Source organism: Tannockella kyphosi (assembly GCF_021054785.1).
Lineage (GTDB): Bacteria > Bacillota_I > Bacilli_A > Erysipelotrichales > Coprobacillaceae > Tannockella > Tannockella kyphosi.
The window spans coordinates 1,154,631-1,167,592 of record NZ_CP088239.1; the positions used below are offsets into that span (position 1 = coordinate 1,154,631).

The 12,962-nt window shown below is 31.0% G+C and carries 9 protein-coding genes; all 9 read right to left on the reverse strand.

Annotated features, from left to right (window positions below; all coding sequences use genetic code 11):
• Positions 1–36: 36 nt before the first annotated feature.
• The 9 genes from LRR82_RS05815 to purC all read right to left on the reverse strand — a co-directional run bounded on the left by LRR82_RS05815 (position 37) and on the right by purC (position 12,957).
• The gene (locus LRR82_RS05815) at positions 37–1,299 is read right to left on the reverse strand and encodes an L-cysteine desulfidase family protein (protein ID WP_249028493.1); all 1,263 of its coding nucleotides are present in this window, start codon (positions 1,297–1,299) and stop codon (positions 37–39) included.
• A 126-nt stretch (positions 1,300–1,425) separates the two neighbouring features.
• Positions 1,426–2,658 carry a ubiquitin-like protein gene (locus LRR82_RS05820; protein ID WP_249028494.1) on the reverse strand — a complete coding sequence of 411 codons (1,233 nt, stop codon included), beginning with the start codon at positions 2,656–2,658 and terminating at the stop codon, positions 1,426–1,428.
• A gap of 49 nt (positions 2,659–2,707) precedes the next feature.
• Positions 2,708–4,087: an adenylosuccinate lyase gene (gene purB, locus LRR82_RS05825; protein ID WP_249028495.1), complete on the reverse strand. Its 1,380-nt coding sequence runs from the start codon at positions 4,085–4,087 to the stop codon at positions 2,708–2,710.
• 1 nt (position 4,088) lies between these two features.
• Complete coding sequence (locus LRR82_RS05830) at positions 4,089–7,838, reverse strand: phosphoribosylformylglycinamidine synthase (protein ID WP_249028496.1); 3,750 nt, start codon at positions 7,836–7,838, stop codon at positions 4,089–4,091.
• Positions 7,839–7,848: 10 nt separating this feature from the next.
• Complete coding sequence (gene purD / locus LRR82_RS05835) at positions 7,849–9,099, reverse strand: phosphoribosylamine--glycine ligase (RefSeq protein ID WP_249028497.1); 1,251 nt, start codon at positions 9,097–9,099, stop codon at positions 7,849–7,851.
• Positions 9,100–9,109: 10 nt separating this feature from the next.
• The gene (gene purH, locus LRR82_RS05840) at positions 9,110–10,633 is read right to left on the reverse strand and encodes a bifunctional phosphoribosylaminoimidazolecarboxamide formyltransferase/IMP cyclohydrolase (protein ID WP_249028498.1); all 1,524 of its coding nucleotides are present in this window, start codon (positions 10,631–10,633) and stop codon (positions 9,110–9,112) included.
• Positions 10,630–11,220: a phosphoribosylglycinamide formyltransferase gene (gene purN / locus LRR82_RS05845; protein WP_249028499.1), complete on the reverse strand. Its 591-nt coding sequence runs from the start codon at positions 11,218–11,220 to the stop codon at positions 10,630–10,632. The genes purH and purN overlap by 4 nt, the downstream gene beginning before the upstream one ends.
• Positions 11,214–12,245 (reverse strand): phosphoribosylformylglycinamidine cyclo-ligase, encoded by a 1,032-nt coding sequence (gene purM, locus LRR82_RS05850; RefSeq protein WP_249028500.1) that lies wholly within the window; start codon positions 12,243–12,245, stop codon positions 11,214–11,216. The genes purN and purM overlap by 7 nt, the downstream gene beginning before the upstream one ends.
• A gap of 10 nt (positions 12,246–12,255) precedes the next feature.
• On the reverse strand, positions 12,256–12,957 hold the full coding sequence (gene purC, locus LRR82_RS05855) for a phosphoribosylaminoimidazolesuccinocarboxamide synthase (protein WP_249028501.1): 702 nt from the start codon (positions 12,955–12,957) through the stop codon (positions 12,256–12,258).
• Positions 12,958–12,962: the final 5 nt, after the last annotated feature.

Below are 12,962 nucleotides of genomic sequence, written 5' to 3' on the forward strand. Positions count from 1 at the left end.
AAGCGTTTTCTAATATTTACATGTTCTTAAAGTATATTAGTTACAATCAGTCATAATACGAATGATTTCTTCATCCGTTGACTTCATTCCTTGACAAGATAAACGTCCAATATTAGAAATAGTATTTTCAACACCTTTACTAACTAGTCCGTCTCCTCCTAAGAATTGTTGTCCATTTTGATACATTTGATAACCAAATATCCCTGCATCTACACTAGCTGCAATTTTTGCTGCACAACTAGGTTTAGCCCCATCACATACCATACCTGATAATATTGCCAATGCATTTACTATTGTATGTTTGATAGCTTTTAAATCACCACCTTGTAAAAAGCTAATACCAGTTCCTGCTCCAACTCCCGCACTAATGGCTCCACAATATGCCGACAACGCTCCTATCCCCGTCTTTTGATGAATCGCAACTAAATTTGCAAGGACAAGTGCACGATATAACTTTTCTTGATTATGACCTTCTTCACTAGCATAAACAATGACTGGTATTGATACCGTCATTCCTTGATTTCCACTACCTGAATTAATAATTACCGGCAGTTCACAACCACCCATACGGGCATCACTTCCAGCAGCACTATATGCTTTTGAACGATTAAAAACCCCATCTCCATGTATTTTTATTAATGTCTTACCAATGTTTGCACCATAATCATTTTTCATTCCTTCATTTGCTATTGCCATATTATAATCAATCTGTCTTTGAATAACATCTTTAATATCTTCTATCTTTACATTCGTTGCAAATTCATAAATATCATTAATATTTATCCAATCACGCTTCTTATCATTTGTTTTATTTTCTATCAAATTATTTTCTAAAACATCCCCATTCTTTTCAATATACTGAATAAAATTATGACGATCTAAAATTCGCACTTTCACAACATCCTCTTGATAAAATACAGTTAATAAAATATCTAATACATGTTTTGTTTCCTTCGGTAAAACTTGAATATCAATATTAGAATGTCGTAATTCTTCCTTTTTAGCTTGTGAAACATTACTAATAACCTCTAATTTTTTACTAGCATCTCCAGCTATAATTCCAACTAAAACTGCATTATCAATCCCTTTTAATCCATTTGTATTAGGAACTATCACACTTTTTACATTTTTAACAATATTACCACTAACTTCAACAATAACCTTTTCAGGAATATTCCCTAAAATATCTCTAGCCTTTGCACCAGCATAAGCTAATGCAATTGGTTCTGTACAACCCATTGCTGGAATTAATTCTTCTTTTAATACTTGTATGTATTGTTTATACTTGATTTCTTCCATAAAACAGCCCTCTCATTATTAACTACATTCTAGCATAATCCACCATTTTCTAAAACAACAAATATTGTATTTCATATTTTAAACAAACGAAAAAACGGAATTAAAATTCCGTTTTCAATAATAAGGTTATACTCTTTGTCTTCTTTTTATATCAAAACATACATAAATAACACTAATAGTACCTAATGTCATATAGATTAATAAAGAACTATGATCACCAGTATCAACAGTACCCTCTACATCTACTTCATCACTAGCTATAAGTTCTTCCACCATAAAAGTAGTGGATGCCTCACCAGTAGTAGAAACAATAGCTAACGTATGTTCACCTAATGATAGATTAAGAATATACTCATTACTAAGAGTAACTATAGTACTCCCTTGTTCTAATGATAGATATTGTTCATCTACGATTTGTCCATCTACTAATGTATGTAAATAACTACTAAAAGAAGCATCACTAGTAAATGAAATCGTATCACTCTTCATTACAGTTTGATTATTTCCTAAAATAATAGAATGATTACCTTCTTCATTTACTACCACAGAAATAGTAACTAAATCTTCAAATATACTACTTGTATATTCTAGAACACCATCTTGATTATCATCGATACCTATTATACTAGCATCAATGACAACTTCTTCTATTTGATCACTTGCATAAAAGATACTTCCATCTATTTCTCCTTGTCCAGAAGCAATCGTAAAAACAATATTCTCATAATCAAAATAATCATTTAAATCGATACTTTCCCCTGCACTTACCATTAATTCTTGATATTCTAATAAAGAAGAATCGATTGGTAAAATAGAAAAATCTGTTAACACCTCACAACTAGATATTACCGTTCCTTGATAATACTCATCAGCAACACTTAGAAGTGTATAATCCCCAACATAGTTTGGTACACCTTGAACATAGCAACTATCATCTTGCCCTTGTAACTTATAAGAATATTCTATTTTAATAGTTACATCATCACCTATATAATTTTCTTCTTCATAAAAGACAGTAGGTTCTACTGTTTGACCATAATACGTATCCTCTTGTATTACTTCTATATCCATTTTACACAAGATATGCAAAGTAGAATCTTTTTGAATACTATAATCTTGTAAAGTATTTCCATCTTCTAATAATTTTCCAGCAAAATATAAAAGCTGATTTTCTGGTAATATACCTTCTTTATCTTCTATTTTTGCTTTCACATCTTCAATACGATCTGTTGCTTCTACTTCTAATGTAACATGTTTTCCACTGAGTGTTTTTACAAATATTTGCATTGCATAAGAATCAATGCTAGTACTTACCATCATCATGGCAAATACACTTATTATAATTATTATTTTTTTCATTTCATTTACCTTTACCAAAAAGCCCTTTTCTAAGAAAAGAGCTTTCTATTTATAATTTTATTTTTGCTAATGCAACTGCATCACCAATATAACTAGCTGGTGACATGTGAATTAATACGTCACGATCTTCTGGTGATAATACATCTAATGTTTCAACAAAAGCTAAAATATCTTCTTTTGAAATACTTTTCCCTCTTGTTAATTCCTTTAATGTATCATAAGCATCAGAAATACCATATTTACGTAATACTGTTTGAATAGGTTCTGCTAATACTTCCCATTTCCCATCTAAATCACTTGCTACTTTATCAACATTTACAACACACTTCGCTAAACCATTTAAAGTTTCACTAATTGCTTGTAAAGAATAACCAAACGCTAATCCTAAATTTCTTTGACTAGAAGAATCAGAAAGATCACGTTGCATTCTTGATTTAGGTAATTTATTTGATAAAGATACACATAATGAGTTTGATAAATCTACATTTGCTTCACTATTTTCAAAACGAATAGGATTTACTTTATGAGGCATTGTACTACTTCCTACTTCTCCTTTAACAGGAATTTGTTTGAAGTATTCCATTGAAATATATAACCACATATCTACATCTAAATCTACTAAAATATTATTAAAATGACGTACACCATCTAAGATATGACAAGTATAATCATGACTTTCAATTTGTGTTGTTAAAGGATTAAATGTTAATCCTAAATATTCTTCTACAAATTTCTTTGCCATTACTTGCCAATCTACTTGACTAAAACAACTTAAAATAGCACTATAGTTTCCTGTTGCACCATTAAATTTTGCTTTCATTTCAATAGCTTCTATTTTTTTAATACTTTCTAACATACGATAAGCATATACTTTAAACTCTTTCCCTATTGTAGTAGGTGTTGCCGGTTGCCCATGAGTATGAGCAAGCATTGCTACACTAGCATGCTCAAAAGCTAACTCATCTAAATGAGTCATCATCTCTTTTGCTTTTGGTAACCAAACTTTATTTAGCCCATCACGTAACATACATGCATAAGAAGTATTATTAATATCTTCTGAAGTACACCCAATATGTACAAAACTTTGTAAATAATCAAAACCTAATTCTACTAATTGTTCATCAATAAAGTATTCTACTGCTTTTACATCATGTCTAGTAACTCCTTCAATTTCTTTGATTCTTGCAAAAGAATCATAATTGAAATTATCACTAATTGCTTCAATAGAAGCCATCTTACTTTTATCAAATTGTTTTAAAACATCTGATTCCATATTTTCTAATAAAAACTTTAACCATTGAATTTCTACATACACACGATATTTAACCAATGCATACTCAGAGAAATAATCTCCTAAAGCTTCTTTTACAAACCCATATCTTCCATCAAGAGGACATAAAGTCATACTTTCAAATTGTTGTTTATCCATTTTATTTCGCCCCTTTAAAATAATTTACACCGGCTTCAAATAATTTTTGATCCATTTGTCCATAAATATTTTTAAATCTATTTTCACCAACACGTTCACTATGTCCCATTTTTCCTAACACACGTCCATTTGTTGATACAATACCTTCAATAGCATACATTGAACCATTTGGATTATAAGGAGATACCATCGTTGGTTTTCCATTATTATCAACATATTGGCTAAATACTTGTCCATTTTCAAATAATTGTTCCAATACTTCTTTTGGTGCTACAAAACGTCCTTCCCCATGACTAATAGCAATAGTATGGATATCACCAACATTAACATTTGTTAACCAAGGTGACTTAACACTACCAATACGTGTATCTACCATTTGTGATAAATGACGACCAATCGTATTAAATGTAAGCGTTGGATCTTCACTAGTCATTGTACGAATTTTACCATCAGGTAATAATCCCATTTTTACCAATGCTTGGAATCCATTACAAATACCAATCATTAAACCATCACGATTATCTAATAAATCATCAATCGCTGCTTTTAATTTAGGATTACGTAAAACAGTAGCAATAAACTTACCAGATCCTTCTGGTTCATCTCCAGCACTAAAACCACCAGGTAACATAACAATATTTGCTTGTTTAATAAGTGTTTCTAATTCATCAATAGAATCATTTAACATTTGTGATGTTTTATTACGAATTAATACTAACTCTACTTTCGCACCTGCACGTTCAAAAGCACGTTTCGAATCATACTCACAGTTTGTTCCTGGGAATACAGGAATTACTACTAGAGGTGTTTCTACTATTACTTTTGCTTGTAAAGGATTCTTTTCCATACAGTTAGCCACTTTACTTTCTTTAGTAGGAGCTACTTGTGTAGTTGGATAGATTTCTTCTAATGTATTTGTATGGCAAGCATATAAATCAGTTAAGCTAATTGATTGTCCTGCATAAGATACAAAACTTTCATCACTTGATGTACCAACAATACGATAATCACAAATAGTAGTTAAATCACGAATATTTTTAACTTCAACAACTATATTTCCATAATCTTTTTGTAAGAAACTTTCTAAAGTCTCTTCACTATTTAAAACTACTCCAATATCATTACCAAAAGCCATTTTACTTACAGCTTCTAATACTCCACCAGATTTTACAGTATAAGCACTATATATTTTACCTGCACTCATTAAATCTTTTATTTCATTATATTGATGCTTCACTTGATCAAAATCAAAAGCAAAGAAATCATCTTTCTTTAACTGAATTTCAGCTAAAATATGTCCAGATTCTTTTAATTCAGGTGAAATAATATGATCTACTTCACTAGGAGCAATAGCAAAAGAAACTAATGTAGGTGGAACATTTAATTCTTCAAAAGTTCCAGACATACTGTCTTTACCACCAATAGATGCTAAACACATTTCTTTTTGAACACGATATGCACCTAACAAAGAAGCCATTGGTTTTCCCCATTTTGTAGGACAATCTAATAACTTTTCAAAATATTCTTGGAAAGAGAAACGGATTTTTGTATAATCTCCACCCATTGCAACTATTTTACTCATTGATTCTACGATTGCATACATAGCCCCATGATATGGTGACCATGATGAAATGATAGGATCATATCCATGAGCAAATAAAGATGCAGTCGTTGTTTCTTTTCCTAAAACAGGAATTAATGCTGCCATTCCTTCTGTTTCTGTTCTTAATGTTTTTCCTCCAAATGGAGATAAAACAGTACCATTTCCAATAGAAGAATCAAAACGTTCTACTAATCCTTTTTGACTAGCAATATTCAAACTACTCATTGTATCTTTTATTGTTGTAACAAAGTCTTTTGAAGCACTAGCAACAAATGGATGATTATCAAAATCTGGTAATTCAATTTTAATATCTTGATAACGACTAGCTCCCGCTGCATCCACAAAATCCCTAGAAATATTAACAATATCTTTTCCTAAGTGTTTCATTATTAAACGTTTTTCTTCTGTTACAGTCGCAACACGTACAACCTCTAAGTTTTCTTTATGACATTCTTCCATGATAAAAGCTTCATCGCTTTCTTCAATAACAATAGCCATACGTTCTTGAGATTCACTAATCGCTAATTCCGATCCAGTTAAACCATCATATTTCTTTAATACAGCATCTAAATTAATAACTAGTCCATCTGCTAATTCACCAACTGCAACACATACTCCACCTGCTCCAAAGTCATTACAACGAACAATTTTATTAGAAACTTCTGCATTTCTAAATAAACGTTGAATTTTTCTTTCTTCAACAGGATTTCCTTTTTGAACTTCAGCACCTGCAGTTTCAATCGATTTTAAATCATGTGATTTAGAAGAACCTGTCGCTCCTCCAACACCATCACGACCAGTACGACCACCTAATAATAAGACAATATGACCATCTAATGGTTCTAATCTTTTTACTTGATGTTTTGGAGCAGCTGCTACAACAGCCCCTAACTCCATACGTTTTGCAACATAACCTTCATCATAAATCTCTTTTACATAACCAGTAGTTAAACCAATTTGATTTCCATAAGATGAGAATCCATGAGCTGATTCTTGGCAAATTTTACGTTGTGGCAACTTCCCTGAAATAGTGTTTTCATAACTATTACGTGGATCTCCTGCACCAGTAATACGCATTGATTGATATACATAAGCACGTCCAGATAATGGATCACGAATTGCTCCACCTAAACATGTTGCAGCTCCACCAAATGGTTCTATTTCGGTAGGATGATTATGAGTTTCGTTTTTGAACATTAATAACCATTGTTCTTCACCCATATTTGTTTTTACAGTAATTTCAATAGAACAAGCATTAATTTCTTTCGATACTTCTAAATCATCTAAATATCCTGTTTTACGTAATTCTTTCATTGAAATAGTAGCTAAATCCATTAAAGTAAGCGGTCTTGTTGTTTCTAGACCATAAACCATATGTCTACTTGTTTTATATGCTTCTATATCTTTTTCTAAAACTTCTTTAAAAGCACCATTTTCTACTTCTAAATTAGTAATAATTGTCGCAAACGTAGTATGACGACAATGATCAGACCAATAAGTATCTAATACTTTTAATTCAGTTTCTGTTGGATCTCTTTTTTCTTCATTTTTAAAGTAATCTTGTGTAACTTTTAAATCTTCATAAGACATAGCCATTCCATTATCTTTTAAGAAACTCATTAATTGTTCTTCTTTAAAACAAACAAATCCTGTAATTGTTGGTACAGGTAAAACAACTGGAGATTCAGTTTCTAATGTATTTGGTTTTTCTAAAGAAGCTAATCTTTGATCAACTGGATTAATGATATATTTTTGAATACGATCAATAGCATCTTGAGATACTTTTAAAGCAAATACACGAGCACATTTTACTTTTGTTTCTTCATTTCCTGTTAAGATTTGGAAGCATTGTTCACATGAATCCGCTCTTTGATCATATTGACCAGGTAAGTATTCAATTGCAAATACAACATAACCTTCTAAATCAATTACTTCATCATAAACATTATCTACCATTGGCTCTGCTAAAATAGTTTCAATTCCTTGTGTTAATAACTCCTCACTAACCCCAGAAACATCATAACGATGAATAATTCGTAATGCATCTAATTCAACATTTAAATGTTGAATTAGTGTGTGTTGTAATTCTTTTGCTTCAGTAGCATATTGTGTTTTCTTTTCTACATAAATACGTCGTACTTGTACCATAATTGCCTCCTTATATTAATCCAATATCATGACGGTAATATTTGCCAACAAAATCAATAGTTTCTGCTTTTTTATAAACTTTCTCACGAACTTCTTCTAATGAAGAACCAGTTGCTAAAATATTTAAAACACGGCCTCCATTTGTTACTAATTTACCATTATCCATATTTGTTCCAGCATGGAATATAATTGTATCTTGGTCATCTTGGTAATTTGTGATTTCAATACCTTTTTGATAATCACCAGGATATCCTCCACTTGATAATACTAAACAAGCAACATGTTCATTTGACCATTTCACTTCTACTTCATCTAATGTTTTGTTTGCACACGCAACCATTATATCATATAAATCACTTTCTAAACGCATTAAAATTGATTGTGTTTCAGGATCTCCAAAACGAACATTAAATTCTAATACTTTTGCTTCATTATTTTCAATCATTAACCCTATAAAAATAACTCCACGATAATCCATATTATCATCCACTAATCCTTGCATAAAAGGATCTAACACAGTTTCTTTAATAACTTCATCCATACTATCTGGTAAAAAAGGATTAGGAGAAACAGTCCCCATACCTCCTGTATTTGGACCCATATTTCCATCAAAAATTTGTTTATGATCTTTTGAACTTACCATTGGTACAATTGTTTTTCCATCAACAAAACATAATAAAGAACACTCAAAACCAGTTAAAAACTCTTCTAATACTACTTTTGAACCTGCTCCATCTAAAATACCATCTATTAACATCTCTTTTAATGTTACAATAGCGTCTTCTTTGTTTTCAACAATAACTACCCCTTTACCAGCAGCTAAACCATCTGCTTTAATAACTAATGGATAACTATAGTTATCTAATGCTTTGATAGCATGATCATAATCAGTTACTTCATCATACTTAGCAGTAGGAATATGGTGACGAATCATAAAATCTTTTGAAAAAGCTTTACTTCCTTCTAAAGTAGCAGCATGTTGTGTTGGTCCAAAAGCAACTAAGTTATTTGCTTCTAATAAATCTGCTAACCCATTACATAATGGTACCTCTGGTCCAATTACTGTTAAATCAATTTTATGTTTTAAAGCAAAATCTAGAATAAATTGATTATCTTCTACTGATCCTGGTACACATGTTCCCATACTACTAATCCCAGGGTTACCTGGAATAGCATATATTTCATTTACTTTTTGACTTTGGTTTAATTTATAAGCAATCGCATGTTCACGACCACCACTTCCAATTATTAATACTTTCATCGTTTTTCTCCTAATGTCTAAAATGACGATATCCTGTAAACACCATTGGTAAATCATGTTCATTACAATAATCAATAGAATCTTGATCACGAACAGAACCACCTGGTTGAATAATAGCACTAACTCCTGCTTCATGTGCTACTTTAGCACAATCATTGAATGGGAAGAAGGCATCACTTGCAAGTACTGAATTTGTAAAGTCTTTATCTGGATTGTTATGGATTGCATTTTCTAAAGCCCAAATACGTGATGTTTGACCACCACCAATCGCTAATGTTACACCATCTTTTACAATACAAATAGCATTTGATTTAACAAATTTAACAACACGCATACCAAATTCCATATCACTTAATTGTGCTTCATTTGGTTCTTTATTTGTTACAACATTCATTTCTTGAATCATTTGATCATTAATATCTTGAACTAATACTTTTCCTTCTAAATACTTAATATCATATTTTGCTTCACGTACTGATAAATCTTTTAATTTTAAAATACGTAAATTTTTCTTTTTCTTTAATACTTCTAACCCTGCTTCACTAAAGCTAGGTGCTGCAACGATTTCTAAGAATGTTTTATTCATTTCGATTGCTGTTGCTTCGTCTATTTCATAATTTACAGCTACAATACCACCAAAGATAGATTGAGGATCTGCATTATACGCTTTCATATAAGAATCATAACCTGTTTTATCAATAGCTACACCACAAGGTGTAGAATGTTTAATTGCTGCTGTTACTACTTGTCCATCAAACTCACGAACCAAAGCAACTGCCCCATATAAATCATTTACATTATTAAAAGAAATTTCTTTTCCATGTAATTGATCATAATCTAATAAAGTATGTTGTACAAAAGGATCTACATAATTACTAGCATTTTGATGAGAGTTTTCACCATAACGCAAAGAGTCTGTTTTCTTTAATGTTAAGTTTAATGTTTCAGGATAGCTATCTCCTACAACACCTGCAAAATAACGAGAAATAATAGCATCATAACTACCAGTAGCACTAAATGCTTTATAAGCTAAATTTAAACGGAATTCATAAGTATCTTTACTATCTTTTAGAACTTCTATTACATCATTGTAATCACTTGGATCCGTTACAATTAATACATCTTTAAAGTTTTTTGCAGCCGAACGAATCATTGAAGGTCCACCAATATCAATATTTTCAATCATATCTTCCATCGGTTTACCAGCTTTTAAAGCTTTTTCAAACTCATATAAATTAACACACACTAAATCAATTGCTTCAATCCCATGTTCTTTCACCGTTTCAACATGACTAGCAAGATCACGACGATACAACAATCCCCCATGAATTAATGGGTGTAATGTTTTTACACGACCATCTAACATTTCTGGAAAATTGGTTACTTCATCAATTGATTTACAAGCAATCCCATGTTCTACTAATTGAGCCATAGTTCCTCCAGTAGAAATAATTTCAAAATCTAAAGCAACTAACTCCTTAGCAAACTCAACAATTCCTGCTTTATTAGTAACACTAATTAACGCTCTTTTCATAAAATAGTTACCCTTTCTTGATGCACTTTTAATTTATCTTCACAAAATAACTTAATTGCTTTTGGCAAAATACGATGTTCTATTTCTAATACTCTTTCTTGAATATCACTAGCATATTTTAAATCACCTATTTGACATACTTCTTGGATAATAATTGGTCCCCCATCCACTACTTCACTAACAAAATGAACAGTAGCTCCAGTTACCTTCACACCTCTTTGTAAAGCCATTTCATGAACATGGATTCCATAAGCCCCATGTCCACAAAAACTAGGTATTAAAGAAGGATGAATATTAATAATACGATTAGGAAAAGCACTAATAAACTCATCACTTAAAATAGCTAAATAACCAGCCAAAACCACTAAATCAATTTCTCTTTCTTGCAATAATGCAATTAATGCTTGATCATCTTTACTAATATGTACTGCTTCAATATTGGCATCCATCGCTCTTTGTAAGCCATATGCATTTTTACGGTTAGAAACAACTAACGTCACTTCTCCATTCATAGTATCCATATTATCAATGATAGATTGTAAATTACTTCCACCACCTGATACTAAAACCGCAATTTTTTTTACCATTTTAATACAACCTCACCACTATCACTAACATTACCAATAACATAAGCTGCTTCATCAATATCTTTTAATAAAGATAGTACGGTATCAACATCTTCAGGTTCCACGGCTAACACAAATCCCATCCCCATATTAAATACGTTATACATTTCTTTTGCTTCAATATTTCCTTTTTCTTGAATTAAATCAAAAATAGCAGGTCTTGGGAAACTAGTTACATCAATTTCTACTCCTAAACCTTCTTTTAACATTCTTGGAAGATTTTCATAGAAACCACCACCTGTAATATGAGACATTCCTTTAATAGCAACATTATTAGTAAGTAAATGTTTAATCGCTTTTACATATATTTTTGTAGGAGTTAATAGTTCTTCTCCTAATGTTTTATTAAATTGAGGATAAAATTCTTTTGTATCCAATTTAGCATCTTTTAATAATACTTTACGAATTAAAGAAAATCCATTAGAATGACATCCACTAGAAGGTAACCCTACTAACACTTGTCCACTAGCAATAGCTTGTCCATCTAATAATTTACTTTTTTCAACAGCACCAACACAGAATCCAGCAATATCATAATGATTTTCACTATACATATCTGGCATTTCTGCAGTTTCACCACCAATTAAAGCACATTCACTTTGAACACATCCATCAGCAACACCTTTTACTAATTGTTCGATCTTTTCTGGATGATTTTTACCTACTGCTAAATAATCTAAGAAATAAATTGGCATTGCTCCTTGTACTAAAACATCATTCACACACATAGCAACTGCATCAATACCAATTGTATCATGTTTATCTACATCAAATGCCAGCATTAATTTAGTACCAACACCATCTGTTCCTGAAACCAATACTGGTTCTTTTAAACCTAATACACTTAAATCAAACATTCCTCCAAAAGCACCAATTGAATCTACTGCTCCTTTGATCTTTGTTCTTGCAACATGTGATTTAATTAATCTTACTGATTCATATCCTGCTTCTAAATCTACACCGGCTTCTCTATATTTATCACTCATTATTTTTCTCCTATTTTTGCATTCTAGCTAATACTGCTTTATAAGTTTCAATTAAATCTCCAATATCTTGTCTAAATACATCTTTGTCATATTTTTGGTTTGTTTCTACATCCCATAAACGACATGAATCTGGTGAAATTTCATCAGCTAATAGAATTTCTCCATCTTCTGTTTTTCCAAATTCAATTTTAAAATCTACTAATTTTAAATTTAATTCTAAGAAGAATGCTTTTAATAATTCATTGATTTTTAATGTTTCTTGACGAATAAATGCGATTTCTTCACGACTAGCAAGACCCATTGCAATAGCATGATCATCATTGATTAATGGATCACCATAATCATCATTTTTATAACTCATTTCAAAAATTGGTTGTTCTAATACAACCCCTTCAGGAGCACCTAATCTTTTACAAAAAGAACCTGTAGTAATGTTACGAATAATTACTTCTAATGCAAAGATTTCTACTTTTTTAACTAAAACATCTCTTTCATTTATTTTTTCAATTAAATGTGTTTTGACACCAGCTTCTTCTAACATATCAAAGATAATACAAGAAATAGTATTATTTAAAACACCTTTTCCTTGAAATTGATCATGTTTTACACCATTTCCAGCAGTAGCATCATCTTTATTATGAATAATATATTCATCTGCTTTATCTGTTGCATAAACTTGTTTTGCTTTTCCTTCGTATAATAATTCTGCCATTTTTC